The organism is Streptomyces sp. R818, from assembly GCF_056172735.1.
In genome coordinates this window covers 554,987-581,971 of sequence record NZ_JAOCNE010000006.1, presented here as the reverse complement: position 1 = coordinate 581,971, position 26,985 = coordinate 554,987, and the positions used below count along the sequence as shown (strand labels likewise).

Below are 26,985 nucleotides of genomic sequence, written 5' to 3'. Positions count from 1 at the left end.
AACCACGATGGTGTCGCGCGTTGTCGCTGCCGCGAGGGCTACGGCGAGAGCGTCCGGTCCACGATTGCGGTCCATTCCCCCACGACCCTGGCGCGGCGCGCGGTGTCGTTCGTCAGGAGGTGGGCCAGGCCCAGGCCGCGGGCCATGTCCAGCAGGCCCTGGACCACTTCCCGCACCCCGGGAACCGACTCGTCCGCGTCGAGGAGGCGGACAGCGATCCGGTGCGTCTCCCGGCCGACCCGCGCCTCGAGCTCCGCGACCCGCTCGCCCAGCGCGGGCTCGTTGGACGCCGCCACCCACAGGTGCAGCGCCGCCCGGAACAACGGCCCGGTGTAGAGATCGACCAGCGCCGCGACCGCCTCCGCCCGCCCCTGCGGACGCAGCCCGCGCAGAGCCGTGGACCGTTCCTCCGCGACGTACTCGACCGCCGCGGTGAACAGGTCCTCCCGGGTGGGGAAGTGGTGCTGGGCGGCGCCGCGCGAGACCCCGGCGTGCTCGGCGACGACGGAGACGGTCGAGCCGGACCAGCCGTGCGCGGCGAGGCACGCCACGGCCGACTCGAGCAGCTTCTGCCGGGTCGCGCGCGAGCGGTCCTGCTTCGGTGGGGTCACCACACCCATGCGGGGTCCCGTCGTTCGAGAAAGGCGGTCATCCCTTCGCGGGCCTGGGGCGAGCCGAACAGCCGCGCCGACAGTGCCGTCAGGGACTCGGCGTCCCGGTCGAAGGTTTCCAAGACCTTAACGGTGAGCAGGGCCTTCGTCTCGGCCAGCCCCTGGGGGGACGCCTTGCGCAGCCCCGCCAGGACGGGGGCGAGGGCCTCGTCCGCGTCCGACCCGGCCGGCGCCGCCACCGTCACCAGCCCCATGCGCGCCGCCTCCGCCGCGCCGAACCTCTCCCCCGTCAGGTAGTACCGGGCGACCGCGCGCGGGTCGACCCGGGGCAGCAGCGGCAGGGAGATCACGGCGGGCGCGACCCCGATGCGGACCTCGGTGAAGGCGAAGGTGGAGGCCTGCGAGGCGACCGAGATGTCGCACGCGCCGAGCAGCCCGAGCCCGCCCGCCCGCACGTGCCCGTCCACCCGCGCCACCACCGGTTTGCGCAGTTCGACGATCTGCCGCAGGAGCCCGACCAGCGCGTCCGGGTCCGGCGGGTCGCGCAGGTCCGCGCCCGCGCAGAAGGTGTTGCCTGTGTGGGTCAGGACCACGGCCCGTACGTCACCGTCCGCCTCGGCCTCCCGCAAAGAGCCCGCCAGCTCGCCCACCAGCCCCGCCGACAGCGCGTTGCGGTTGCCCGGTGAGTCGAGCGTGAGGGTCGTGACGCCGCGCTCGTGCGCCGTCCGCACCAGGTTCGCCGTCGGCACTAGCCCTCCCTCAGCTCGCGGCGCAGGATCTTGCCCGACGCCGCGCGCGGCACGTCGTCGATGAAGGCGACGCGGCGGACCTTCTTGTAGGGGGCGACGCGTTCGGCGACGTACGCCGTCACGTCCTCGGCGGTGAGCGCCTTGTCGCCGAGCCCCTTGTCGTTGCGGACGACGAACGCCTTCGGGACCTCGTTCCCGTCCTCGTCGGTCACCCCGATGACGGCCGCGTCCGCGATGCCGTCGTGGGTGAGCAGGAGCGCCTCCAATTCGGCGGGGGCGACCTGGAAGCCCTTGTACTTGATCAGCTCCTTCACCCGGTCGACGATGAAGAGCCAGCCATCCGCGTCCACGTGGCCGACGTCGCCCGTGTGCAGCCAGCCGTCGCGGTCGATCATGTCGACGGTGGCCTGCGGGCGCCCCAGGTAGCCCTTCATGACCTGCGGGCCCCGGATGAGGACCTCTCCGGGTTCGCCGGGCGCCGCGTCCTTCGCCGGGTCGTCGAGGGAGAGCAGCCGCATCTCGGTGGAGGCGATGAGTCTGCCGACGGTGCCGGGCGGTGCGTCCTCGGCGTTCAGCGGGACGACGTGGGTGCCGGGCGAGAGCTCCGTCATGCCGTACGCCTGGCCGACGGGCGGCAGGCCGAGCCGGCGCGAGCAGGCCAGGGCGAGTTCGGCGTCCAGGGGCGCCGCCGCGCTGATGATGTAGCGGAGCGAGGAGAGGTCGTAGCCCTCCACGGCCGGGTGCTTGGCGAGGGCCAGGACGATGGGCGGGGCCACGTAGAGCGCGCTGATGCGGTGCTTCTCGATCGCGGCGAGGAACGTGTCGAGCTCGAAGCGCGGGAGGACGACCACGGTCGCGCCCTGCCGCAGCGGGGCGTTCATGAGCGCGGTCAGGCCGTAGATGTGGAAGAAGGGGAGGACGGCGAGGATGCGTTCGCCGGGGCCCATCGGGATGAGGGGTTCGAGCTGGGAGAGGTTGGTGGCGATGTTGCGGTGGGTGAGCATGACGCCCTTGGGGACGCCGGTGGTGCCGGAGGAGTAGGGCAGCGCCGCCACGTCCTCGGCCGGGTCGAGGGTGACGGCGGGGTCGGGCGCGTCCGTGCCGAGCATGTCGAGGAGCGAGCGGTGGCCGGACTCCCCCGCCGGGTCGCAGACGAAGATCTCCCGTACGCCGCCCGCGAGTTCGGCGGCGGCGCGGGCCGCGTCGAGGAGCGGGGTGACGGTGACGATCCAGGACGCGGCGGAGTCCCGTAGCTGCTTGGCGAACTCGTCGGGCGTGGCCAGCGGGTGCACCGTCGTCACGGCGGCGCCCGCGCGCGTGGCCGCGTAGAAGGCCACCGGGTAGGCGACCGTGTTGGGGCTGTGCAGGGCGACGATGTCCCCCTTGCGCACGCCCGCCTCCGCGAGCCCTGCGGCGATCTTGCGGTGGAACTGGTCGACCTGGGCGTACGTGAGCGTCGTGCCGGCCACCCCGTCGACGAGGGCCGGGGTGTCGCCCCGGGCGGCGGCGCCCCCGAGCACGGCGTCGTGGATGGCCTGGTCGACGACGGCCACGTCGTCGTACGCACTCCTGTGCACCATGCTGAACTCCTCGCCATTGAGAGAGACGGAGATGGGCGGCTCAGTACGACTTGGGCAGTCCCAGGCTCTGGTGGGACACGTAGTTGAGGATCATTTCGCGGCTCACGGGCGCGATCCGGGCCACGCGTGAGCCGGTGATGAGCGAGGCGAGGCCGAACTCGCGGGTCAGGCCGTTGCCGCCGAGCGTGTGGACGGCCTGGTCGACGGCGCGTACGCAGGCCTCGGCGGCGGCGTACTTGGCCATGTTGGCGGCCTCGCCCGCGCCGAGGTCGTCGCCCGCGTCGTACAGGCGGGCCGCTTTCTGCATCATCAGGCGGGCCAGCTCCAGCTCGATGTGGACCTGGGCGAGCGGGTGGGCGATGGCCTGGTGGGCGCCGATCGGGGCCTTCCACACGGTGCGTTCGTTGGCGTACTCGACGGCGCGGCGCAGCGCGTAGCGGCCCATGCCGATGGCGAACGCGGCCGTCATCACGCGCTCCGGGTTGAGCCCGGCGAACAACTGGAGCAGCCCCGCGTCCTCGTCACCCACGAGAGCCTCCGGGGGCAGCCGCACCTCGTCGAGGGTCAGCTCGAACTGCTTCTCCGGGGCTTGCAGTTCCATGTCGATCTGCCGCCGCTGGAAGCCGGGGGTGTCGCGCTCGACGATGAAGAGGCAGGGCTTGAGCTTTCCCGTACGGGCGTCGGAGGTGCGGCCCACGATGAGCGTCGCGTCGGCGATGTCGACGCCGGATATGAAGACCTTGCGGCCGGTGAGGACCCAGGAGCCGTCGTCGTCCTTGCGGGCGGTGGTGGTGATGCGGTGCGAGTTCGAACCGGCGTCGGGCTCCGTGATGCCGAACGCCATGGTGCGGCTGCCGTCGGCGAGCCCCGGCAGCCAGGCACGCTTCTGCTCGTCGGTGCCGAAGCGGGCGATGACGGTGCCGCAGATGGCGGGTGAGACGACCATCATGAGCAGCGGCGACCCGGCCGCGCCCAGCTCCTCCAGGACGATGGAGAGTTCGCTGATGCCGCCGCCCCCGCCGCCGTACTCCTCGGGCAGGTTCACGCCGAGGTAGCCGAGTTTGGCGGCCTCGGCCCACAGCTCCTCGGGGTGGCCCTGGGCGGCGGTGACCCTGTTCATGTAGTCGCGGCCGAACCGCTTGCCGAGCGCGGCGACGGCGGCGCGCAGCGCCTGGTGCTCTTCGGTCTCAAGGACGGGGCTGTTCACGACGCTTCCTCCTGGACTACGGCCTCGGCCTGGGCCTGGACCACGGCGAGCAGAGCGCCGACCTCGACCTGGCGGCCGACGGCGGCGTGCAGAGCGGTGAGCGTTCCGGTGGCGGGGGCGGCGATGCGGTGCTCCATCTTCATCGCCTCCAGCCAGATCAGGGGCTGTCCGGCGGTGACGGCCGCCCCCTCGGCGAGCCCGTCGGCGACGCGGACGACGGTGCCGGGCATCGGCGCGAGCAGGGAGCCCGGGGCGCGTTGCGCGCTGGGGTCGGTGAAGCGGGGCAGGGCGGTGAGGGCGGCGCCGTTCACGTACACGCGGTCGCCGCCGTACGACGCGACCGCGTACGTGCGCCGCACGCCGCCGACTTCGAGGACGACACGGCCGGGGGCGGCGTGCACGACGCGTACGCCGTCGGCTTCGAGCCCGGCGCGGGTGTGGCGGTAGCGGACCTCGTGCTCGGCGCCGTCGGGTTCGGTGCGGTAGCGCTTGAGCTGGGGCTGCGAGGGCACGTTGCGGAAGCCGCCGAAGCGGTGGCGGGGAGCCGTGGCCAGGGCGGCGGCGAGCGGGGCGTACGGGTCCGGGTCCGGGGCCGTCAGGTCGGCGAGGTGCCGCCCGTAGAACCCGGTGTCCATGCGGGCGCCGGTGAACTCGGGGTGGCGCAGGGACCGTACGAGCAGGTCGCGGTTGGTGACCGGGCCGTGCACCTCGGCGCGTTCCAGGGCTCCGGCGAGGGCGCGGACGGCGGCGGCGCGGGTCGGCGCGTGTGCGACGGCCTTGGCGAGCATGGCGTCGTAGTGGACGCCGATGGTGTCGCCGTCGGTGTACCCGGTGTCGAGGCGCACGCCCGCCGGTACGGCCAGGCGGTGCAGGGTGCCGGTCTGCGGCGCGAAGGCGGCGGCCGGGTCCTCGGCGTACAGGCGGGCCTCGACGGCGTGGCCGCGCGGGGCGGGCGGCTCGGGGTCGAGCGCGTCGCCCTCGGCGACCGCCAGTTGCAGCGCGACGAGGTCGACCCCGAACACGGCCTCCGTCACCGGGTGTTCGACCTGGAGGCGGGTGTTCATCTCCAGGAAGTGCGCGGTGCCGTCGTCCGCCACGAGGAACTCGACGGTTCCGGCACCGATGTAGCCCGTGGCCCGTACGGCGCGCTCGGCCAGCTCGTACACGTGCGCCGTGACCTGCGGCGACAACCCCGGAGCGGGCGCCTCCTCGATCACCTTCTGGTGCCGTCGCTGGAGCGAGCAGTCGCGGGTGCCGAGCGTCCACACGGTGCCGTGCGCGTCGGCGAGGACCTGCACCTCGACGTGGCGTCCGCCCTCGACGTACGGCTCGACGAACACCTCGCCGTCACCGAAGGCGGAGAGGGCTTCGGCGCGGGCAGCCTCCAACTCGGCCTTCAGGTCCCCCAGTTCGCGTACGACCCTCATCCCGCGCCCGCCACCACCGGCGGCCGCCTTCACGAGAACGGGCAGGTCGGCCTCCGTGACCTCGCCGAGCGGCGCGATGCCCATCAGCTCCTTGGCGCGCGTCTTGGACGCCATCGCCTCGATCGCCTCGGGCGGCGGTCCGATCCAGACGAGCCCGGCGTCGGTGACGGCGCGCGCGAACGCGGCGTTCTCGGAGAGGAAGCCGTAGCCGGGGTGGACGGCGTCGGCGCCCGCGTCGAGGGCGGCCTTCACGACGAGGTCGGCGCGGAGGTAGGTGTCGGCGGGAGTGGCGCCCGGGAGGCGGACGGCGAGGTCCGCCTCCCGGACGTGGAGGGCGTCGGCGTCCGGGTCCGAGTGCACGGCGACGGTACGGATGCCCAGGTCACGGCAGGTGCGGAAGACGCGGCAGGCGATTTCGCCACGGTTGGCGACCAGTACGGAGGAGATCATTGGAGTCATGGGGGCTCACATCCGGAAGACGCCGAAGCCGCCGCGCGCACCCTCGTACGGCGCGGTGTGCAGGGCGGAGAGGCAGATGCCGAGGACGGTGCGGGTGTCGCGGGGGTCGATGACGCCGTCGTCGTAGAGGCGTCCGGAGAGGAACATCGGCAGGGACTCGGACTCGATCTGCTGCTCGACCATGGCGCGGAGCGCGGCGTCGGCCTCGTCGTCGTAGGGCTGCCCCTTCGCGGCGGCGGACTGGCGGGCCACGATCGACAGGACGCCCGCGAGCTGCTGCGGCCCCATGACGGCGGCCTTGGCGCTGGGCCAGGCGAAGAGGAAGCGGGGGTCGTAGGCGCGGCCGCACATGCCGTAGTGCCCGGCGCCGTAGGAGGCGCCCATGAGGACGGAGAGGTGCGGGACGCGGCTGTTGCTGACCGCGTTGATCATCATCGAGCCGTGCTTGATGATGCCGCCCTGCTCGTACTCCTTGCCGACCATGTAGCCGGTGGTGTTGTGGAGGAAGAGGAGGGGGATGTCGCGCTGGTTGGCGAGCTGGATGAACTGGGCCGCCTTCTGCGACTCCTCGCTGAAGAGGACGCCCTGGGCGTTGGCGAGGATGCCGACGGGATAGCCGTGGAGGCGGGCCCAGCCGGTGACGAGGGACGCCCCGTACAGCGGCTTGAACTCGTCGAAGTCGGAGGCGTCGACGACACGGGCGATGACCTCGCGCGGGTCGAACGGCACCTTCAGATCGCCCGGCACGATCCCGAGCAGCTCCTCGGGGTCGTACTTCGGCGGCTCGGCCGCCACCGGCGGATCCGCGTACGCCTTGCGGTGGTTGAGGCGGGCGACGACGCGGCGGGCCTGGCGGATCGCGTCCTGCTCGTCGAGGGCGAAGTAGTCGGCGAGGCCCGAGGTGCGGGCGTGCATCTCGGCGCCGCCGAGCGATTCGTCGTCGCTCTCCTCGCCGGTCGCCATCTTCACCAGCGGCGGTCCGCCGAGGAAGACCTTGGCCTTCTCCTTGACCATGATCACGTGGTCGGACATGCCGGGGATGTACGCGCCGCCGGCGGTGCTGTTCCCGAAGACGACGGCGACGGTCGGTATCCCGGCGGCGGAGAGGCGCGTGAGGTCGCGGAAGATCGCCCCGCCCGGGATGAAGATCTCCTTCTGGGAGGGCAGGTCGGCGCCGCCGGACTCGACGAGGGAGATGCAGGGGAGGCGGTTGGCGAAGGCGATCTCGTTGGCGCGCAGGGCCTTCTTCAGGGACCAGGGGTTGCTGGCGCCGCCGCGCACGGTGGGGTCGTTGGCGGTGATGAGGCACTCGACGCCCTCGACGACCCCGATCCCGGTGACGAGGGAGGCGCCCACGGCGTAGTCGCTGCCCCAGGCGGCGAGCGGCGACAGTTCGAGGAAGGGCGTGTCGGGGTCGAGGAGCAGCTCGATGCGTTCGCGGGCGAGGAGTTTGCCGCGTTTGCGGTGCCGCTGGACGTACTTCTCGCCGCCCCCCGCGAGGGCTTTCGCGTGCTCGGCGTCGAGCGCGGCGAGCTTGTCGAGGAGGGCCGCGCGGTGGGTGGCGTAGTCGTCGGACCGGGTGTCCAGGGCGCTGGCCAGGACGGTCACAGGAGTGCCTCCGGTAGGTCGAGGTGGCGGGAGCGCAGCCATTCGCCGAGCCCTTTGGCCTGCGGGTCGAAGCGGGCCTGCGCGGCGACGCCCTCGCCGAGGATCCCCTCGACGGTGAAGTTCAGGGCGCGGAGGTGGGGCAGGACATGGCGGGTGACGGGCAGGCCGGCGGTCTCGGGGAGGAGTGCGCGGAGCCGGTCGACGGTGAGGGTGTGGACGAGCCACGGCCAGGCGTCCTCGGTGGTCGCCCAGACGCCGATGTTGGCGTCGCCGCCCTTGTCGCCGCTGCGGGCGCCGGTGAGACGGCCGAGAGGGGCTCGGCGGGTGGGTCCATCCGGTGGCGCCTGTGGAAGTGCGGGTTCGCCGACGGGGACGAGGGCACGGGTGGGCCCGGTGCGGTCGCTCAGGTCGTGGCGCTCCCCGTCCGGCAGCACGGCGATGTGCGGTACGTCCTCGCGGGCGACGTACGCGGCCTCGAAGACGCCGTACGGGGTGCCCTTGCCGGGCGGGGCCGTGACGTGGAACCCCGGGTAGGAGCCGAGGGCCAGCTCGACGGCGGCGCTGCTGAGAGCTCGGCCGACAACGTCCTGGTCCTGGTCTCGCACGACGAGGCGGAGCAGGGCGCTGGAGGTCTCCTCGGCCCCGGAGTCGGGGTGGTCGGTGCGGACGAGTTCCCAGCGGATGTCGCTGGGCCGGGTCTTGGCGGCGGACAGGATGTCGTTCATCTGCTCGTGCACGAGCGCGGCCTTGGCCTCGATGTCGAGCCCGGTGAGGACGAAGACGACCTCGTTGCGGAAGCCGCCGAGCCGGTTGAGGCCGACCTTGAGGGTGGGCGGCGGGGCTTCGCCGCGTACGCCGTGGATGCGGACGCGGTCCTCGCCGAGCTGCTGGAGCCGGACCGTGTCGAGCCGGGCGGTGACGTCGGGCCCGGCGTACCGGGCGCCGCCGGTCTCGTACAGGATCTGGGCGGTGACGGTGCCGGTGTCGACGAAGCCGCCGGTGCCGGGGTGTTTGGTGATGACGGCGGACCCGTCCTCGTGGATCTCGGCGAGGGGGAAGCCGGGGTGGCGCAGGGTGCGGGGTTCGTGGCGGGCGAACTGGGAGTAGTTGCCGCCGGTGGCCTGGGTGCCGCACTCCAGGACGTGCCCGGCGACGACCGCCCCGGCCAGCCGGTCGTACGCGTCGGGGGCCCAGCCGAAGTGCCAGGCGGCCGACCCGCTGACCAGGGCGGCGTCGGTGACGCGGCCGGTGACCACGACGTCGGCACCGGCGTCCAGGCAGGCGGTGATGCCGGCGCCGCCCAGGTAGGCGTTGGCGGTGAGGGCGCCGGGGAAGCGGCCGGTGGGGAGCAGGTCGTCGCCCTCGACGTGGGCGACGCGGAGGGGGAGGGAGAGGCGGTCGGCCAAGCCGCGTACGGCGGCGGCGAGCCCGGCGGGGTTGAGCCCCCCGGCGTTGGTGACGACCTTGACCCCGCGCTCGACGGCGAGCCCGAGACACTCCTCCATCTGCTTCAGGAACGTACGGGCGTACCCGCGCTCGGGGTCCTTGAGCCGGTCGCGGCCGAGGATGAGCATGGTCAGCTCGGCGAGGTAGTCACCGGTGAGGACGTCGAGGGGGCCGCCGGTGAGCATCTCCTTCATGGCGTCGAAGCGGTCGCCGTAGAAACCGGAGGCGTTGCCGATGCGGAGCGGGCTTTTACCGGCGGGGCCGTTCATGAGACGGCACCCTTCGGGGAACGCCCCTGTCCGGGTGCCCGCCCCTGTCCTGGCGGCCCGGCGAAGGCCTGGGCGATGTCGAGCCAGCGGTCGGCGTCCGGCCCTTCGGCGCGCAGGCCGAGGTCGGCGCGGTGGGCGCGCTGGGTGACGAGGAGGCAGAAGTCGAGGGCGGTCCCGGTGACGCGCTGGGCGGCGTCGCCGGGCCCGTACGTCCACGCCTCCCCGCTCGGCGATACGAGTTCGATGCGGAACTCGGCGCCAGGTGCGGGCAGCCCGTGCACGGCGTACGCGAAGTCCCGCGCCCGTATACCGATCCGGGCGACGTGCCGCAGCCGGTCGGTGGGCGGGCGCACGACGCCGAGCGCGTCGGCGACGTCCTGGCCGTGCGCCCACGTCTCCATGAGCCGCCCGGTGGCCATGGACGCGGCGGACATCGGCGGCCCGTACCAGGGGAACTTGGTTTTGGTGGCGGCGGCGCCGCGCAGCACCTTCTGCAACTCCTCGCGACCGTCACGCCATTGCGCGAGCAGGGCCGCGGGCTCTTGCGCGGCCCCGGCGTCGGCGCCGTCGTCCACGAACGAGTCCGGCGCGGCGATGGCCTTCTCGACTTCGTTGGCGAACGCGTCCGAATCGTTCATCGCAAGCAGCGCGGCGCGGTCGGTCCAGGCGAGATGGGCGATCTGGTGGGCGACGGTCCAGCGCGGCGCGGGCGTCTCCAGCGCCCACCGGCCGGGCTCCAAGTCCCGTACCAGTTCGTCCAGTTCCTGACTCTCGGCCCGCAGGTCGTCGAAGACGGACAGCGGTTCGGACACGGGGCGCTCCCCTCCGGGGCGTTACGTGGCGCGGTTGGTTGGGAGCATGGCAGCGGGCCAGGAAACAATCAAGCGTGCTTGCATGGAAATCTCGGAGGAGCCGGCCTGCACTCCCTGACCCTGCCCGGGCGACGACCACGAGTGCCCGCCGCCCGCGCCCCCGCCTCAGCCGACCCCGTACGCGACAGCCCCCGCCCTCGGCAGCACCGCCCACATCCGCGTCCCGCCTCCGGGCTCCCGGGACTCCCCGAAACCCCAGCCGCCTCCGCAGGCCCGTGTGACGCAGGCGAGGAGTCGGAGGGCCGCGCGGCGGCGGGCGTCGCAGTGGGCGGTGAGTCGTGGGGATGCGTGTCGGGGGTGCCGGTCGTAGAGGATCACGCGCAGGCGGTCGTCGCGGTAGCGCAGCGAGACGTAGATGTCGTCCGACGCGGCGAACCGGCAGGCGCAGGCGGTCAGTTCACCGACCGCTTGCAGTGCGGCGTCGGTCAGGTCGGCCAGCCCGTGAGCTTGCAGAGCGCTGCGGGTTGCTGCGCGGGCGATCGCGGGGGTTCGGGGCGCGGCCGGGAGGGTGAGGCTGTAGGCCAGGCCTTCGGGAAGGGCCTTCGCCGGATCGCCGGTCAGTTGGTCGGGGCAGGCGGCGGGCATCACGGGCATGCGGAAGTCCGTTCTCGGTGAGAGGAGTTCGGGGTGTGCCCATCCGGTGGCCTGTCTCCCTGACGCGGGCCACCCCTCCCAGGGCAGGAGTTCGCGGGCAGGCTCGCGCGATGCGCTTCCGGTTCGGGCGCGTTGCGTATGCGGTGCATCACCGAAGGTAGCGGCTCGCGTGGCACTCGTGCCACACGGTCGCGAAAATTGCCTCCTCTGCGTTGGACCAGCGCTCCTCGCACGAGGCAGACTGACCGCAACGCGGGGAGGAAAGGCACGGATGCCCACACGGAGCACACCCACGGAACGGCAGCGCCGACTGGGCGCCGAGTTGCGCAAAATGCGTCTGGCGGCAGGTGTGACCACCGATTACGCGGCCGGGCTCCTGGGGGTGGACCGGACGAAGGTGTCCAACATGGAGTCAGGGGTCCGCGCCACGTCCCCCGAGCGGATCCGGATACTGGCCAGCAATTACGACTGCGCGGACGAGGCGTACGTCGACGCGCTCACGGCCATGGCCGACACACGCAAGCGGGGCTGGTGGGAGCAGTTCCGGGGAACGCTGCCGCACGGCCTCCTCGACGTCGCGGAGCTGGAGTGGTTCGCCGAGCGCCTGCACACCCTGCAGACGGTGCACGTGCCCGGGCTGCTCCAACTGAGCAGCTACGCGCGGGCCGTCTTCGACTCGGCACTCCCCCGCCTGCCACGGTCCGAGGTGGAGCTGCGCGTCGTCCACCGCATGCAGCGCCAGCAGGTGCTCGACGGCGACGCCCCGATCCCCTACACCGCGTACATCCACGAGCTGGCTCTGCGCATGCAGTTCGGTGGCCGCCGCGCCGCCCGTGAGCAGCTTGAGCACCTGTGCTCCGCCTCCGATCGGGACAACGTGGAGGTACGCGTCCTGACGGCCGAGGCCGGCGCCTTCCCCGGCGCGGGACACGCGGTGCTGTACGCCGACGGAGCGGTCCCCCAGCTGGACACCGTGCAGCTGGACTCAGCCCATGGCGGCGAGTTCACCCACGCCGACGCACAGCTGTCCAAGTACCGCGCCCACGTGGACTGGTGGCACGCCCACTCGCTGGCACCGCGCGAGTCCCAGGACTTCATCCACGCGATCGCCCGCCAACTCTGAAAGGACCTGCCATGCCCGAGCCCGACATCACCTGGGAAGAACCCTTCTGCGCCGAAGGCAACAACTGCTTCCGCCTCGGCACCGACGACCACGGCAACGCCTACATCACCCTCAACGGCGCCGAACACACCTACCTCACCGACACCCACGACGCACTCCGCGCCCTCATCCGCGACATCAAGGCGGGCAAGGCCGACCACCTGCTCTGAGCCGCGCGGCTCAGCCCTTCTGCGGGCGTCGCCCCACCTGCGTCCGCACCGCCCCCATGCTCGCCCCGATGACCAGAGCGATCGCCACGGCCTGCAACCACGTCAGGGCCTGACTCAGGACGAGGAACCCGGCCAGCGCGGCGATCGCCGGTTCGAGGCTCATGAGCACGGCGAACGTGGACGCGGGCAGGCGGCGCAGCGCGATGAGTTCGAGCGTGTAGGGCAGGACCGAGGAGAGGACGGCGACGGCCGCGCCGAGACCGATCGTCACCGGGTCGAGGAGCCGGCTGCCCGCCGTGGTGATGCCGAGCGGGAGGCTGAGCACGGCCGCCACCGCCATCGCGAGGGCGAGCCCGTCGGCCTGCGGGAAGCGGCGGCCCGTACGGGCGCTGAAGATGATGTACGCCGCCCACATGCCACCGGCGGCGAGCGCGCAGGCCACGCCGACCATGTCCAGGCCGCCGACGCTCTCCCCGGCGCCGCCGAGCAGGAAGACACCGCACAGGGCGAGCCCCGCCCACAGGAAGTTGATCAGGCGGCGCGAGGCGATGACGGAGAGCGCGAGCGGGCCGAGCACCTCGAAGGTGACGGCGAGACCTAGCGGAATACGGGCGGCGGCCTGGTAGAAGATCAGGTTCATCCCGCCCATGGCGATGCCGAACGCGATCACCGTGCCCCAGTCGGCCCGCGAGTGTCCGCGCAGCTTCGGCCTGCAGACGACCATCAGCACCAGCGCCGCCACGACCAGGCGCAGCGTCACGACACCGACGGCGCCGGTGCGCGGCATCAGGCTGACGGCGAGCGCCCCGCCGAACTGCACGGAGACGCATCCCGCGAGGACGAGGCCGACGGGCCCGAGGGAGGTGTGCCGCTTACCCGTGCCGCCGGATCTGGTGCCGTCGAGCTCGGCCAGGGCGGCAGCCTCGGGCACGGCCGGCTGCTGCTGTTCGGTGCGCGAGCCGTTCACAGGGCTTCGTTCCTCTCCTCGTATCCAGTCAGTCCATTATTTTGAACTTGCACGTCTACGGTACTGCACTGCGCACCACGCGTGAACCTCCACGCTAGAAGCCCGGGGCGCGGCCTGTGAAATGCCTTCTGCGCTCCAGTTATGCTCCGCAGACATGAGCCGGGACCGAGAGCGCACCATCGAACTGCGCCACCTGCGCTGCTTCCTCGCGATCGCCGAGGAGGGCGCCGTCACCCGCGCCGCCGAACGGCTGCGCCTCACCCAGCCCGCCGTCTCGCGCACCCTCGCCGCGCTGGAGGACGCGCTCGGCGTCCGCCTCGTCGACCGCTCCACGCACCACCTCGCGCTCACCCCGGAGGGCCACGCGTTCCGCGACAAGGCGGCGGTCGCCGTCGCCGCGTTCGAGGAGGCCCTCGCCGCCGCCCGCACGGTGCGCCGGCCGCTGCGCCTCGGCCACGCGTGGTCGGCGGCGGGCGACTTCACGACCCCGCTCCTGCGCCGCTGGCGCCGCGCCCACCCGGACGTGCCGCTCGAACTGCTGCGGATCGACGACCGCACGGCGGGCCTGCTCCGCGGCACCGTGGACGTGGCTCTCCTGCGCGGCCCGGTCGACGCGCCCGGCCTCGTCACCGAACTCCTGCACCGTGAGCCGCGGGTGGCGGCGCTCCCCGCCGACAGCCCGCTCGCGCGCCGCCCCGCTCTCACCCTGGCCGACCTGCGCGGCGAGACCATCGCCCTGAACACGGTCTCCGGCACCACGACCCTGGACCTGTGGCCGCCCGCCGCCCGGCCCGCCCGGACGCTGCCGGTCGCCAACACCGACGACTGGCTCGCCGCGATCGCCGCCGACCAGGCCGTCGGCGTCACCTCGACCGCCACGGAGCGGATGCACCCGCACCCCGGCGTCGTCTACGTCCCCGTCACGGACGCCCCGCACCTGCCGGTCCACCTGGCCCGCCGCGAGGGCCCCGGGCATCCGGCGACGGCCGACCTCATCGCGCTGGCGCACGAGATCGCGGCGGCCGGCCGGGGCTGAGCGTCACTCGGGCAGGCCCTCGGCGAGGACCTCCGCCAGGTGCCGGGCCCGTACGCCCGCCAACTGCTCCACCTGGGTCCGGCACGAGAACCCGTCGGCGAGGACCAGCGCGTCCTCCCCCGCCGCCCGGACGCCCGGCAGCAGCGACTCCTCCGCGCAGGCGACCGACACCTCGTAATGCCCGCGCTCGAACCCGAAGTTCCCGGCGAGCCCGCAGCACCCGCCGCTCAGCTCCCCCTCCAGACCCGCCCTCTCCCGCAGCCGCCGGTCGGCCGCGTCCCCGAGCACCGCGTGCTGGTGGCAGTGCGTCTGGCCGACGACCGGGCGGCCGATCCGGGGCGGCGTCCACTCCGGCGCGAGCCGCTCCAGCGCCTCGGCGAAGGTGACGACGCGCTCCGCGAGCGCCGCCGCCCGCGGATCGCCGGGCAGCAGCTCGGGCAGGTCGGCACGGAGCGCCGCCGCGCAGGAGGGCTCCAGGACGACGACGGGCAGCTCACCGACGAGCACCGGTCCGAGCAGCTCCAGGGTGCGGCGCTGCACGGCGCGGGCGCGGTCGAGCTGCCCGGTCGACACATAGGTCAGGCCGCAGCAGACCCGGCCCGGCGGCAGCGTCACCGTGATCCCGGCCGCCTCCAGGACCCGTACGGCCGCGTCCGCGACGCCCGGCGCGAGGTGGTCGGTGAACGTGTCGGGCCACAGCACGACGGCCGGTCCGCCCCCGGCGCGCCCATGGCGCCGGACGCGGCTGAACGTCCTCGGCGCGAGCCGGGGCAGCTCCCGCTCCCCGGCGATCCCACCGACCCGCTTCACGAGGGAGGCGAGCCCCCGCACACCCGCCACCCAATTGACCATCCGCGCCGTCCGCGTCCGCTCGACGAGGCGGAGCCAGCGCGGCAGCCACCCCATCGCGTAGTGCGCCATCGGGCGGCGCCGCCCCGCGTAGCGGTGGTGCAGGAACTCGGCCTTGTACGTGGCCATGTCGACGCCGACCGGGCAGTCGCTCCTGCACCCCTTGCAGGACAGGCACAGATCGAGCGCGTCCCGCACCTCCGTGGACCGCCAGCCGTCGGTGACGACCTCACCGGCGAGCATCTCGTGCAGCAGCCGCGCCCGCCCGCGCGTGGAGTGCGCCTCGTCCTTGGTGACCCGGAACGAGGGACACATGACCCCGCCGCCCGGACCGGCGCTCTCCGTCCGGCACTTGGCGACACCGACGCACCGCCGCACGGCGGCCGCGAAGTCCCCGCCGTCCTGCGGATACCCGAAGACGACGTCCACCGGTTCGCGCGGCAGCACGGCGAACCGCAGGTTCTCGTCGAGCCGGGCGGGCCGGACGAGGATGCCGGGATTGAGCACGTCGCCCGGGTCCCACACGCCCTTGACCCGCTCGAAGAGGGACACGAGCCCCTCCCCGTACATCGCGGGGAGCAGCTCCGCGCGCGCCTGCCCGTCCCCGTGCTCACCGGAGAGCGACCCGCCGTGCGCGACGACCAGTGCGGTCAGCTCCTCGGAGAACCGCCGGAACCGCGCGACGCCGCCGCCCGTCAGCAGGTCGAAGTCGATCCGGACGTGGATGCACCCGTCCCCGAAGTGCCCGTACGGGGTTCCGCGCAGCCCGTGCTCCCGCAGCAGGCCCCGGAACTCCCGCAGGTACGCGCCGAGCCGTGCGGGCGGCACCGCGCAGTCCTCCCAGCCGGGCCACGCCTCGCTGCCGTCCGGCATCCGCGTCGCGGTGCCGCTGGCGTCCTCGCGGATGCGCCACAGGGCGCGCTGCCCCGCCGGGTCGTCGACCACCAGGGCATCGTGCGCGTCCGCCGCCCGGACGATCCGCTCGGCGGCGGCCCGCGCCTCGGCGGGCGTCGCACCGCCGGTCTCGACGAACAGCCACGCGCCGCCCTCGGGCAGCCCCGCGGTGTCCTTCGGTACGAGGTCGGCGGCCATGCCCTCCACGGTCAGCGGCCCGTACGGGAGCAGGCCCGCGGCGGCCTCGGCGGCGGCGCTCTCGTCGCCGTGGGCGAGCACGGCGAGGGCGGTGGCCGCCGGGGCCTCCACCAGCCTGACCGTCGCCTCGGTCACGAGGCCGAGGGTGCCTTCGCTGCCGCAGAAGAAGCGGGCGAGGTCGGGGCCGTGCTCGGGCAGCAGGGCGTCCAGGGCGTAGCCGGAGATGCGCCGGGGCAGGTCGGTGTACGGGGCGAACCCGGTCCGGATGGCACCCAGCTCACGCGCGACGAGTTCGCGCAGGCCGCGGGGCGCGCCGTCCCACCCCTTCCCCTTGCCCTTCCCTCCCAGCCGGTACGAGGTGCCGTCCCCGCCCACGACGTCCAACTCGACGACACTGTCGGCGGTCGTCCCCCAGGCCACGGAGTGCGAGCCGCACGAGTTGTTGCCGATCATGCCGCCGAGGGTGCAGCGGCTGTGCGTGGAGGGGTCGGGCCCGAACCGGAGCCCATGGGGTCTGGCCGCCTCCTGCAACCGGTCGAGGACGACCCCGGGCTGCACACGGGCGATCCGCGCGGCGGGATCGATCTCGACGACCCGGTTCATGTACCGGGTGAAGTCGACGACGACGCCGGTGCCTGTCGCCTGGCCGGCGATGGAGGTGCCGCCGCCGCGTCCGACGACGGGGAGTCCTCTCTCCGCGCAGAGGGCGAGGACCGCGCGGAGGTCGTCGCCGTCCCTGGGCGCGACGATGCCGCGGGGGACGCGGCGGTAGTTGGACGCGTCCATGGTGTTCAACGCCCGGGCCCGCACCCCGAGATCGACGTCCCCCCGGACGACCCCCCGCAGCGCCTTCTCAAGACCGTCATCAACCATGCCCCCAGCATGCCTGCGGCCCGGCGGGGACCGCTCGCGCAGTTCCCCGCGCCCCCGGGTACGTCATCGACTGCGACGCCATCGTGGTTACTCGCGCAGTTCCCCGCGCCCCTGCGACGCGGCTGCGCCGCTGTCTTGGGGGGTGTGTTGTCGGGTGACACGTGCGTCGTGGCTGGGCGCGCCGTTCCCCGCGCCCCTGAGGCGTGCGGCTCCGCCGCAGCCCCATGGGCGCGTCCACCGTGCGCCCCTCCGAGGCGCCCCCGGGGATGGCGCACGAAGTGCGCATCCCGGGGGCGCGGGGAACTGCGCGCCCAGCCACGACGCACGTGCCACCCGACAACACCCCCGAGCCCGCGGCGCGGATGCGCGGGGAACGGCGCGACCAGCCACAACCCGACCCGCACCCGGGAACGCACCCGGTGGGACCCGGTATCTCAGACGCCGGACACGCCCAAGCCCCGCCAAAAGCACCCGCTACCCTCGCACACGTGGCTGAGATCCAGATTCCCGCTGACATCAAGCCCGCCGACGGACGTTTCGGCGCTGGCCCCTCCAAGGTGCGGACCGAGGCGCTGGACGCCCTGGCCGCCACCGGTACCTCCCTGCTCGGCACGTCCCACCGCCAGGCCCCGGTGAAGAACCTGGTCGGCCGCGTGCGCGAGGGCGTGAAGGACCTGTTCTCCCTCCCCGAGGGCTACGAGGTCGTCCTGGGCAACGGCGGCTCCACGGCCTTCTGGGACGTGGCGACGCACGGCCTGATCGAGAACAAGTCGCAGCACCTGAACTTCGGCGAGTTCTCCTCCAAGTTCGCGAAGGCGTCGAAGCTGGCCCCGTGGCTGGCGGAGCCCACCGTGATCGCCTCGGACCCGGGCACGCACCCGGAGCCGAAGGCCGAGTCCGGCGTCGACGTCTACGGCCTGACGCACAACGAGACCTCGACCGGCGTCGCCGCCCCGATCAAGCGCGTCGCGGGCGCCGACGAGGGCGCCCTCGTCCTGGTCGACGCGACGTCCGGCGCGGGCGGCCTGCCCGTCGACATCGCCGAGACGGACGTCTACTACTTCGCCCCGCAGAAGTCGTTCGCATCGGACGGCGGCCTGTGGATCGGCATCTTCTCCCCGGCGGCGATCGAGCGCGCCGAGCGCATCCACGCGTCGGGCCGCCACGTCCCGGAGTTCTTCTCGCTGCCGACGGCGATCGACAACTCCCGCAAGAACCAGACGTACAACACCCCGGCGCTCGCCACCCTCTTCCTGCTCGGCGAGCAGCTCGACTGGATCAACGGCCAGGGCGGCCTGGACTGGTCGACGTCGCGGACGAAGGACAGCTCGACCCGCCTGTACTCGTGGGCGGAGGAGTCGAAGCACGCGACGCCGTTCGTCACGGACCCGGCGAAGCGTTCGCAGGTCATCGGCACGATCGACTTCTCGGACGACATCGACGCGGCCGCCGTCGCGAAGGTGCTCCGCGCCAACGGCATCGTCGACACGGAGCCGTACCGCAAGCTGGGCCGCAACCAGCTGCGCGTCGCGATGTTCCCGGCGATCGACCCGGCGGACGTGCAGGCGCTGACGGCCTGCGTCGACTACGTGATCGAGAAGCTCTGACCAAGCAGCTCTGACGCACACCGCGCCACTGGAGGGACGCACCACGCGAACCCCCCAGTGGCGCGGTTCATTTCCCCTCGGGTCACTTCCCCTCGGGTCACTTTCCCCCGGTTTACTTTCCCTTGGGCTTCCGCGCGACCCGCCCCACCCCGAGCACCAGAAGCAGGATCACGGCCGCCCCGACGGCACCGGCCTTCCCGGTGATCCCGTCGCCGCCGCCGTCCCCGCCGGACGAGTCGCCGCCCCCCGAGCCGGACCCGGACCCGGAGCCGGACCCACCCGCGCCCTCGACCTCCACCGGCTCCACCGAGCTGCCCGCGCCCTCGCTCCCGTAGAGCAGCGTCCGGCCGTCGGTCGTGTACGTCACCGATTCGCCCTGCCGCTGGATCGGCACGCTCAACTGCCCCTCGCGCTTGGGCTTCCCGTTGTTCCAGGCATACGAGACGCCGCCGAAGTAACTGCGCAGGGCGAGCTGCTCGCCGTCGGGCGAGAAGGCGCCGTCGGTCACGTACAGGTCGATGTCGGCGACGCGCTTGAAGACGTTCGTGCCCGACGAGTCGAGCGGGTCGGGGCCCTCGTAGAGGCCGCCGCCGTTCTCGTCCTTCTCGACGATGTAGACGCGGCCGGTCTTCGGATGGACCATCAGCGCCTCGGCGTTGCGCGGCCCGTCCGCGTACTTCACGACGTACTGGGTGGCGCGGACGGTCTGGTCGCGCAGCTCCTTCGGCTCGGGGAGCTTGTAGATCCACACGTATTTCCACGTGCCGCCGAGGTTGTCGCCGATGTCGCCGACGTAGATGTTCCCGTCGGGGCCGATGGAGATCGCCTCGACGTCGCGCGGGTCGCCGATGCCGGTGAGGGTGAGCCGGGCGACGGTCCTGCCCGTGCGCCCGTCGACGGCGTAGAGGTACGGGCCGTCGTCGCTGTCGTTGTGGGTCCAGTAGACGCCGGGGTGGGCGCGGGATGCGGCGAGGCCGCTGGACTCGGTGATGCGCGGGTCCTGGATGGTGAAGCCGTCGGACCCGGCGGGCCGGTCGTCGGCGAGCGCCGGACCGGCGGCGATCCCGCCGAGCAGCACGACGACGGCGGCGACCGGCCCCACCCGCGAGGACAGCTTGTACGAACGCAACGAACGCATGGCCCCAGCTTGCCAGGCGTGTTCGGTCTCACACGCACGCGGTCCGGGTGATCGACGATGATGAGCGGATGCTCAGGTTCATGTGCGTCGGCGACTCGATGACGATAGGAAGCGCGGGCGAGCACACCTGGCGCCACCGCATGTGGCTCCACCTGCGCGCCACCGGCACCGACTGCGCGTTCGTCGGCCCGCGCACGGCCTTGCACGGCGGCGGCCACGCCTACGCCGACCCGGATTTCCCGCAGGCGCACTTCGCGGGCTGGGGCGAGGGCTGGCAGCACATGGCCCCGGCGATCGGGGAGGCGGTCACCGCGTCCCGCGCCGACATCCTCCTGATCTCCCTGGGCCTGATAGACCTCGGCTTCTACACGAACGCCGAGCAGACGGCGGTGAACGTCCGCCGCTTCATCACCGGCGCCCGCGCCGCCAACCCGGCCCTGCGCATGATCACGCTCCCCGTGATCCCCAACATCCGCGCGGAGTCCGACGCCCCCTTCGCCGAGCAGGTCGCCCACTTCAACACCCTGCTCGCCAAAACGATCGCGGACCTGGACGAACCCCGCTCCCCGCTCCTCCTGGCCTCGGTCCCGCCCACGTACGACATCCACACGGACACCTACGACGGCACCCACCCCAACGCCACGGGCGAACACAAACTGGCGGCGGCCTTCGCGAACGCCCTGCACCAGGCGTGGTCCATAGGCGCCCCGTACGCGGCCCCGCTCAGCATCGCTTGATCCCGGCGTGCCCAGGTACCCGTGCGTAGCGTTGTACGGGCATGTCCTACGACGACGCGAAGCAACTGGACGAATGGTTCGACCTGCTCGAACGGATCGTCCCCGAAGGGTTCAAAGCGGAGGTCGTCGAGGGCGCCCTGCACATGGTGGCGCAGCGCAAGGTGCACTGGGACATCACCTTGGCGCTTGTGTACGCGCTGACCGACAGATTCGGACGCGACTCGCGGCTGCTGTCGGACGTACGCATCGACTTCCCCGGCCACCAGAACGGCTTCTGCCCGGACATCGCGAAGTTCCGTGAGGACGCCGAGCCGGACGGCGAAGGCCGCTGGCGCCACCAGGACGTCGAATTCGTCGCGGAAGTCATCTCGCGTGGCACCGCGATCAACGACTACGGCCCGAAGAAGACCGCGTACGCGCAGGCCGAGGTCCCTGTCTACCTCATCGCCGACCCGTACCAGGGCCGCTGCCACCTCTACACGGACCCCAAGGAAGGCGAGTACCGCACTCAGTCACGGATCGACTTCGGCGACCGGATCGACCTGAGCCACACCGTCCTCGACCTGACCCTCGACACCGCCGACTTCCCCCGCGACTGACATGCCGCGATGTCCTGATCCCCTTGCTTAGAGCGCACTCCACGTTCTTGGCTGAGGACCATGAAGTACACGCAGCTCGGACGCACGGGACTCAAGGTCAGTAGGCTCGTTCTCGGCACGATGAACTTCGGGCCCGAGACCGACGAGGCCGACAGCCACTCCATCATGGACGCGGCGCTGGCCAGTGGCATCAACTACTTCGACACCGCGAACGTGTACGGCCGCAGCGAGAAGGGCCGTACCGAGGAGATCATCGGCAACTGGTTCGCCAAGGGCGGTGACCGGCGGGACAAGACCGTCCTCGCCACCAAGGTCTACGGCAACATGGCCGGGACCACGCCGGTCTGGCCCAACCACGACCGGCTCAGCGCGGTGAACATCCGCCGCGCCGTCGACGCCAGCCTCAAGCGGCTCCAGACGGACTACATCGACATCTACCAGTTCCACCACATCGACCGCGCCACCCCGTTCGAGGAGATCTGGCAGGCGATCGAGGTCCTCGTCCAGCAGGGCAAGATCCTGTACGCGGGTTCGTCGAACTTCCCCGGCTACAAGATCGCCCAGGCCAACGAGGTGGCCGCCCGCCACGGCCGGCTCGGCCTCGTCAGCGAGCAGTGCCTGTACAACCTGGCCGAGCGCCGCGCCGAGATGGAGGTCATCCCGGCGGCGCAGGACTACGGCGTCGGCGTCATCCCGTGGTCCCCGCTGGGCGGCGGCCTGCTCGGCGGCGTCCTCAAGAAGGAGAGCGAGGGCAGCCGACGCAACGAAGGCCGCAGCGCGGGCGCCCTGAAGAACAGCAAGGTGCGCGAGAAGGTCCAGCGTTACGAGGACCTGCTCGGCAAGCACGGCATCGAGCCCGGCGAGGCGGCCCTGGCGTGGCTGCTCACCCGGCCCGGCGTCACGGGCCCGATCGTCGGCCCGCGCACCCAGGAGCAGCTCGACTCGGCGCTGCGGGCGGTCGAGCTCGAACTGGGCGAGGAGGTCCTGACGGGCCTCGACGAGATCTTCCCGGGGCCGGGCCCGTCCCCGGAGGCGTTCGCCTGGTAGCGGCGCCGCCCGGGCACGCACGGGTACGGGGCGGCGGCCGGAGGTGTTACGCGCCGACGGCCGCCGCCACGGCCACCACGACGAACATCAGCACAAGCACCCCGGCCATGATCCGGTTCCGCGTCTTCGGGTCCACACCCCCGAGCCTAACGCGCGCCGCCCAGCGCCCAGGCGTCGACCTTCTCGCAACGCGGCTGCTCACCCACCACCCCGGACACCGGAAGGTCGCTGCGTACGAGCGCCGGCTCGGCGGCGAAAAGTCTCACGGAGGCAGTCTCGCTCGCACGCGCGGGCCGGTGGGGGCTGGTCGCGCAGTTCCCCGCGCCCCTGAGATGCGCACTTCGTGCGCCATCTCAGCCTTCTGGGGCTGCGGCGAAGCCGCACGCTCCAGGGGCGCGAGGAACTGCGCGAGAAGCCCCACCGCCCCGCAGACGACGCGCTCAGCCCCACACCACCCGCGGCCCCTAAAAAAGCCGCGCGCAGCGCACGCTCCAGGGGCGCGGGGAACTGCGCGACCAGCCCCCACCGGCCCGCAGACGATGAGGTCCGCCCCGCACCCACCCGCGGCCCCTAGAAAAGCTGCGCGCAGCGCACGCTTCAGGGGCGCGGGGAACTGCGCGAGAAGCCCCGCCGGCCGGCAGACCGCGGACAACCCGAACCCGCGACGGCGCGACCGCGACCCGCCCTAAGCCACCGCGGCCAGCTCCCGCGCATCCCGGGGCACGAACTGCACATGCCGCTCACCGCGCCGCAGATCGACCTTGAGCCGCAGATTCGCGGCGCGGGCCAGCATGAGCCCGACCCCGACCGCCGCGGCCCCGCAGATCACCCCGCCCAGCATGAAGCTGACCCGGACCCCGTAGGCATCGGCGAGCCAGCCGAAGAGCGGGCCGCCCAGCGGGGTGCCGCCGGTGAAGACCATCATGAACAGGGACATGACGCGCCCGCGCATCTCCGGGTCCGTGCCCATCTGGACCGTGGAGTTGGCCGTCACGTTGACGGTCAGGCCGAGGATGCCGAGCAGCACGATCAGCGGGGCGAACGCCCAGACGCCCGGCGCCCACGCGGCCAGCACCTCCAGGACACCGAAGCCGATCGCGGCGCCGACCAGGACCCGGAGCCGGGTCGAGCGGCGACGTGCCGCGAGCAGGGCGCCGGCGAGGGAGCCGATCGCCATGAGCGTGTTGAACATGCCGTACTGGCCGACACCGCCGTGGTAGACGTCGTCCGCGTACGCGCTGAGCCAGATCGGGAAGTTGAAGCCGAAGGTGCCGACGAATCCGACGAGCACGATCGGCCAGATCAGCTCGGGGAGCGCGGACACGTACCGCAGGCCCTCCCGGAGCTGGCCCTTGCCGCGCGGGGTCCGCTTCGTCTCGTGCAGCTCGCGCGTCCGCATCAGCGCGAGGCCGGTGAGCGGCGCGAGGAAGGACAGGCCGTTGGCGAGGAACGCCCAGCCGGGGCCGACGGCGGCGGTCAGCGCGGAGGCGACGGCGGGGCCGATGAGCCGGGCGGACTGGAAGTTCGCGGAGTTGAGGGAGACCGCGTTGCGGACCTGGTCGGGGCCGACCATCTCCGACACGAAGGACTGCCGGGTCGGGTTGTCGACGACGGTGACGAGGCCGGTGAAGAACGCGGCGACGTAGACGTGCCAGACCTGTACGTGGCCGGAGAGCGTCAGCGCGGCCAGGAACAGACCGGACAGGCTCATCGCGCCCTGGGTGCAGAAGAGCAGGTTCCGCTTGGCGAACCGGTCGGCGATGACGCCGCCGTACAGGCCGAAGAGGAGCATCGGCAGGAACTGCATCGCCGTGGTGACACCGACGGCGGCGGAGGAGCCCGTGAGGGACAGGACCAGCCAGTCCTGGGTGATGCGGGCCATCCAGGTGCCGGTGTTGGAGATGACTGCCCCGGTCGCGAAGAGGCGGTAGTTGCGTACCTTCAGGCTCGCGAACATCGAGGTCTTGCGGGGGCGGGTGGTTTCATCGTGGGCGGCTGGTGCGGGGGCGGAGTCTGCTCCGGATCCCGTACTCAAAGTGGGTTCGCCTCCTCGGCGGGGGGTCGTACTGAAGCGGGGGTGCTAAAGATGGGCGAGCTTCTCCAGGACGGGCGCGGCAGCGCGCAGCTTGGCCCACTCGTCCTCGTCGAGGCCGACGGCGAGGTCGGCCAGCCACGCGTTCCGCTTGCGGCGGGACTCGGCGAGCATGGTCTCGGCGCGCTCGGTCGACGTGACGACCTTCTGCCTGCGGTCCTCGGGGTGCGGTTCGAGCCCGACAAGACCCTTGGCCTCGAGCAGCGCGACGATGCGGGTCATCGACGGCGGCTGCACGTGCTCCTTGCGGGCCAGTTCGCCCGGGGTCGCCGAGCCGCAGCCGGCCAGGGTGCCGAGCACCGACATCTCGGTGGGGCTCAGCGATTCGTCGACCCGCTGGTGCTTGAGTCGACGGGACAGGCGCATCACGGCGGAGCGCAGGGAGTTCACGGCGGCTACGTCATCGCCATGGGAGAGGTCCGGCATGTTCGTTAGCATAACTCATTACTGTGTCTAACGACTACCAGGTGGGGCACGAGAGGCCCGTGATACGCGCCACCACGGCGCTCATCACCCGTACGAGTGAGACGACAGCAAAAAGTGACCCGCCGGGCGTGTCGGGGCCGCGACCCTGTTCCGCATGGGATCGACAGTGCTCAGCCTGCGGATAGACGGTGAGCTGCTCGACCGGCTCAAGGGGCATGCCGCGAAAAGGGGAATGAGCGTCCAGGACTACGTGGCCCGGACGCTCATTCGAGACGACTTCGACGAACGCTTCAAATCGGCGGTCGAGGAGACGGAGAAGTTCTACGGGGCGGCCTGAGCAGCCGCCCCGCGAGGGGGATCGGCGGCTCAGGTCAGGCCGAGCGCCGGCATCAGGTAGTAGAAGGCGAAGACGGCCGAGACCGCGTACATGGCGACCGGCACCTCCTTGGCGCGGCCCGCGACGACCCGCAGCACGGTGAAGGTGATGAAGCCCATGCCGATGCCGTTCGTGATCGAGTACGTGAACGGCATCATCAGCATCGTCACGAACGCCGGGATCGCGATGGTGTAGTCGCCCCAGTCGATGGCGCGGATGCCGCCGGACAGGATCAGGAAGCCGACCGCGAGCAGCGCCGGGGTGGCCGCCTGGGACGGGACCATCGTGGCGATCGGCGTGAGGAACAGCGCGACGGCGAAGAGGCCGCCGGTGATCACGTTGGCGAAGCCGGTGCGGGCGCCCTCGCCGACGCCCGCCGTGGACTCGACGAAGCAGGTGGTGGCGGAGGCCGAGGAGGCGCCGCCCGCGGCGACGGCGATGCCGTCGATGAAGAGGACCTTGTTCATGCCGGGCATCTGGCCGTGCTCGTCGGTCAGGTGCGCCTCGTCGCTGATGCCCATGATCGTGCCCATGGCGTCGAAGAAGCACGAGAGCAGCACGGTGAAGACGAAGAGGACACCGGTCAGGATGCCGACCTTCTCGAAGCCGCCGAAGAGGCTGACGTCGCCGACGAGGCCGAAGTCGGGCGTGGAGACGGGGTTGCCGGGCCACTTCGGGGAGGTCAGACCCCAGGAGGGGATGTCGGCGACGGCCTCGACGATCACGGCGACGACGGTCATCACGACGATCGAGATCAGGATCGCGCCCGGCACCTTGCGCACGAGGAGCGCGAGGGTCAGCAGCACACCGAGGACGAAGATCAGGACGGGCCAGCCGTTGAGGTGGCCGTCGGCGCCGAGCTGGAGCGGCACGGTGGTGTGCGCGGCGTCGGGCATCCGGGAGACGAAGCCGGAGTCGACGAGGCCGATCATCATGATGAAGAGGCCGATACCGATCGCGATGCCCTTGCGCAGGCCGAGCGGCACGGCGTTCATGACGCGCTCACGGAGCCCGGTGGCGACGAGGAGCATGACCACGAAGCCCGCGAGGACGACCATGCCCATCGCGTCCGGCCACGACATGCGCGGCGCGAGTTGCAGGGCGACGACGGTGTTGACGCCGAGGCCCGCGGCGAGCGCGATCGGGACGTTGCCGATGACGCCCATGAGCAGCGTGGTGAACGCGGCGGTCAGCGCGGTCGCGGTGACCAGCTGGCCGTTGTCGAGCTGGTGCCCGTACATGTCCTTCGCGCTGCCGAGGATGATCGGGTTCAGCACGATGATGTAGGCCATCGCGAAGAAGGTGGCGAACCCGCCACGGATCTCACGGCCGACCGTCGAGCCGCGCTCGGAGATCTTGAAGTACCGGTCGAAGCCGTTCTTCGGCGCCGACGGCGGCTGTTCGTGGGCATCGACCGGGGCGGTGGCCGAAGTGGACATGGATGACCTCAGCGGTATTCGGAGGGTGCCATCGAAGCGGCGGTGCTTCTGCGGGCGGGAACGTGATCGAGTCTGATCCTCGCGTGACCGCCAACCGGTTTCCCCGATGTTCCGTTGGCGTTTCGTACGAACAGAAGTGGCCAGACTCAGGCGGTTTCAGTATGAACATATGAGCCAGAAATCGCTATCTCCGCGCGTAGACCCATGCGGCGCCTGGGCAGGAGGGGCTGCGAACCCACTCGGGAGCGGTCCTCGTAAGCTAGGGACATGGCGAAGTGGACCCCGCAGCACGAGGCACCGGAACCCCTGGAGGGTCCCGTGGTCGCCACCATCACCGGCGGCACGATCCTGTGGTTCGTCCTCTTCCTCGTACAGCTGCCGTTCTACGGCTGGTTCGACGACCGCGGGCACACCTGGTGGGTCTGGACGTGCCTGGCCGGCGCCGGCCTCGGCCTCATCGGCATCTGGTACGTGCGCAAGCGCGACGCGGCGATCAAGCGGGCTGCCGCGCAGAGGGCGGCCGCAGAAGCGGCGTAAAGCCGCGCATCACCGC

Annotated in this window: 24 protein-coding genes; 9 read left to right on the top strand and 15 right to left on the bottom strand. The window is 72.0% G+C overall.

The window, feature by feature from the left end:
- Positions 1-38: 38 nt before the first annotated feature.
- From N5I75_RS19040 to N5I75_RS19000, 9 genes are all read right to left on the bottom strand, one after another.
- Positions 39-620, bottom strand: coding sequence for a TetR/AcrR family transcriptional regulator (locus N5I75_RS19040; RefSeq protein WP_476679055.1), 582 nt, complete (start codon positions 618-620; stop codon positions 39-41).
- Complete coding sequence (locus tag N5I75_RS19035) at positions 608-1,360, bottom strand: enoyl-CoA hydratase family protein (RefSeq protein WP_476679053.1); 753 nt, start codon at positions 1,358-1,360, stop codon at positions 608-610. The genes N5I75_RS19040 and N5I75_RS19035 overlap by 13 nt, the downstream gene beginning before the upstream one ends.
- Entirely contained in the window at positions 1,360-2,940 is a 1,581-nt protein-coding gene (locus tag N5I75_RS19030) for a 4-coumarate--CoA ligase family protein (protein ID WP_476679051.1), read from the bottom strand. The genes N5I75_RS19035 and N5I75_RS19030 overlap by 1 nt, the downstream gene beginning before the upstream one ends.
- A gap of 40 nt (positions 2,941-2,980) precedes the next feature.
- A complete protein-coding gene (locus N5I75_RS19025) occupies positions 2,981-4,147 on the bottom strand; it encodes an acyl-CoA dehydrogenase family protein (RefSeq protein WP_476679049.1) in 1,167 nt (388 codons plus the stop codon).
- Complete coding sequence (locus N5I75_RS19020; RefSeq protein ID WP_476679546.1) at positions 4,144-6,024, bottom strand: acetyl/propionyl/methylcrotonyl-CoA carboxylase subunit alpha; 1,881 nt, start codon at positions 6,022-6,024, stop codon at positions 4,144-4,146. The genes N5I75_RS19025 and N5I75_RS19020 overlap by 4 nt, the downstream gene beginning before the upstream one ends.
- 15 nt (positions 6,025-6,039) lie before the next feature.
- Complete coding sequence (locus N5I75_RS19015) at positions 6,040-7,641, bottom strand: acyl-CoA carboxylase subunit beta (protein WP_476679047.1); 1,602 nt, start codon at positions 7,639-7,641, stop codon at positions 6,040-6,042.
- Positions 7,638-9,356 (bottom strand): acyclic terpene utilization AtuA family protein, encoded by a 1,719-nt coding sequence (locus N5I75_RS19010; RefSeq protein WP_476679045.1) that lies wholly within the window; start codon positions 9,354-9,356, stop codon positions 7,638-7,640. The genes N5I75_RS19015 and N5I75_RS19010 overlap by 4 nt, the downstream gene beginning before the upstream one ends.
- The gene (locus N5I75_RS19005; protein WP_476679044.1) at positions 9,353-10,168 is read right to left on the bottom strand and encodes a TIGR03084 family metal-binding protein; all 816 of its coding nucleotides are present in this window, start codon (positions 10,166-10,168) and stop codon (positions 9,353-9,355) included. Before N5I75_RS19005 ends, N5I75_RS19010 begins: the two co-directional genes overlap by 4 nt.
- Positions 10,169-10,333: 165 nt before the next feature.
- Positions 10,334-10,822 (bottom strand): ATP-binding protein, encoded by a 489-nt coding sequence (locus N5I75_RS19000; RefSeq protein WP_476679042.1) that lies wholly within the window; start codon positions 10,820-10,822, stop codon positions 10,334-10,336.
- 271 nt (positions 10,823-11,093) lie between these two features.
- On the opposite strand from N5I75_RS19000, the gene N5I75_RS18995 reads away from it, so the two are divergent.
- Together N5I75_RS18995 and N5I75_RS18990 are read left to right on the top strand one after the other, a co-directional pair.
- Entirely contained in the window at positions 11,094-11,945 is an 852-nt protein-coding gene (locus N5I75_RS18995) for a helix-turn-helix domain-containing protein (protein WP_476679040.1), read from the top strand.
- A gap of 11 nt (positions 11,946-11,956) precedes the next feature.
- Positions 11,957-12,154 (top strand): hypothetical protein, encoded by a 198-nt coding sequence (locus N5I75_RS18990; RefSeq protein ID WP_476679038.1) that lies wholly within the window; start codon positions 11,957-11,959, stop codon positions 12,152-12,154.
- A gap of 10 nt (positions 12,155-12,164) precedes the next feature.
- Here the strand turns inward: N5I75_RS18990 and N5I75_RS18985 are convergent, their stop codons facing one another.
- The gene (locus N5I75_RS18985) at positions 12,165-13,067 is read right to left on the bottom strand and encodes an EamA family transporter (RefSeq protein WP_476679545.1); all 903 of its coding nucleotides are present in this window, start codon (positions 13,065-13,067) and stop codon (positions 12,165-12,167) included.
- 175 nt (positions 13,068-13,242) lie between these two features.
- On the opposite strand from N5I75_RS18985, the gene N5I75_RS18980 reads away from it, so the two are divergent.
- A complete protein-coding gene (locus N5I75_RS18980) occupies positions 13,243-14,157 on the top strand; it encodes a LysR family transcriptional regulator (protein ID WP_476679036.1) in 915 nt (304 codons plus the stop codon).
- Between the two features lie 3 nt (positions 14,158-14,160).
- Here N5I75_RS18980 and N5I75_RS18975 read toward each other — a convergent pair whose 3' ends face one another.
- Positions 14,161-16,971, bottom strand: a complete 2,811-nt coding sequence (locus tag N5I75_RS18975; protein WP_476679035.1) for an FAD-binding and (Fe-S)-binding domain-containing protein — start codon at positions 16,969-16,971, stop codon at positions 14,161-14,163.
- A 488-nt stretch (positions 16,972-17,459) separates the two neighbouring features.
- Here N5I75_RS18975 and serC point away from each other — a divergent pair, with 488 nt between their 5' ends.
- Complete coding sequence (serC, locus tag N5I75_RS18970) at positions 17,460-18,578, top strand: phosphoserine transaminase (protein ID WP_476679033.1); 1,119 nt, start codon at positions 17,460-17,462, stop codon at positions 18,576-18,578.
- Positions 18,579-18,690: 112 nt separating this feature from the next.
- Here serC and N5I75_RS18965 read toward each other — a convergent pair whose 3' ends face one another.
- Positions 18,691-19,716 carry a WD40 repeat domain-containing protein gene (locus N5I75_RS18965; RefSeq protein ID WP_476679032.1) on the bottom strand — a complete coding sequence of 342 codons (1,026 nt, stop codon included), beginning with the start codon at positions 19,714-19,716 and terminating at the stop codon, positions 18,691-18,693.
- A gap of 68 nt (positions 19,717-19,784) precedes the next feature.
- Here N5I75_RS18965 and N5I75_RS18960 point away from each other — a divergent pair, with 68 nt between their 5' ends.
- Genes N5I75_RS18960 through N5I75_RS18950 form a run of 3 tightly spaced genes read left to right on the top strand, consistent with a single transcriptional unit; the run spans position 19,785 to position 22,099 of the window.
- Complete coding sequence (locus tag N5I75_RS18960) at positions 19,785-20,453, top strand: GDSL-type esterase/lipase family protein (RefSeq protein ID WP_476679030.1); 669 nt, start codon at positions 19,785-19,787, stop codon at positions 20,451-20,453.
- A 41-nt stretch (positions 20,454-20,494) separates the two neighbouring features.
- Complete coding sequence (locus N5I75_RS18955) at positions 20,495-21,052, top strand: Uma2 family endonuclease (RefSeq protein ID WP_476679028.1); 558 nt, start codon at positions 20,495-20,497, stop codon at positions 21,050-21,052.
- A 60-nt stretch (positions 21,053-21,112) separates the two neighbouring features.
- On the top strand, positions 21,113-22,099 hold the full coding sequence (locus N5I75_RS18950; protein ID WP_476679026.1) for an aldo/keto reductase: 987 nt from the start codon (positions 21,113-21,115) through the stop codon (positions 22,097-22,099).
- A 685-nt stretch (positions 22,100-22,784) separates the two neighbouring features.
- Here N5I75_RS18950 and N5I75_RS18945 read toward each other — a convergent pair.
- Entirely contained in the window at positions 22,785-24,134 is a 1,350-nt protein-coding gene (locus N5I75_RS18945; protein WP_476679024.1) for an MFS transporter, read from the bottom strand.
- 45 nt (positions 24,135-24,179) lie between these two features.
- Positions 24,180-24,617: a MarR family winged helix-turn-helix transcriptional regulator gene (locus N5I75_RS18940; protein WP_324765956.1), complete on the bottom strand. Its 438-nt coding sequence runs from the start codon at positions 24,615-24,617 to the stop codon at positions 24,180-24,182.
- A 154-nt stretch (positions 24,618-24,771) separates the two neighbouring features.
- Here N5I75_RS18940 and N5I75_RS18935 point away from each other — a divergent pair, with 154 nt between their 5' ends.
- On the top strand, positions 24,772-24,954 hold the full coding sequence (locus N5I75_RS18935; protein ID WP_476679022.1) for a ribbon-helix-helix protein, CopG family: 183 nt from the start codon (positions 24,772-24,774) through the stop codon (positions 24,952-24,954).
- Positions 24,955-24,983: 29 nt separating this feature from the next.
- Here the strand turns inward: N5I75_RS18935 and N5I75_RS18930 are convergent, their stop codons facing one another.
- The gene (locus tag N5I75_RS18930; RefSeq protein WP_476679021.1) at positions 24,984-26,432 is read right to left on the bottom strand and encodes an NCS2 family permease; all 1,449 of its coding nucleotides are present in this window, start codon (positions 26,430-26,432) and stop codon (positions 24,984-24,986) included.
- Positions 26,433-26,699: 267 nt separating this feature from the next.
- On the opposite strand from N5I75_RS18930, the gene N5I75_RS18925 reads away from it, so the two are divergent.
- Positions 26,700-26,969 carry a DUF2530 domain-containing protein gene (locus N5I75_RS18925; protein ID WP_476679019.1) on the top strand — a complete coding sequence of 90 codons (270 nt, stop codon included), beginning with the start codon at positions 26,700-26,702 and terminating at the stop codon, positions 26,967-26,969.
- Positions 26,970-26,985: the final 16 nt, after the last annotated feature.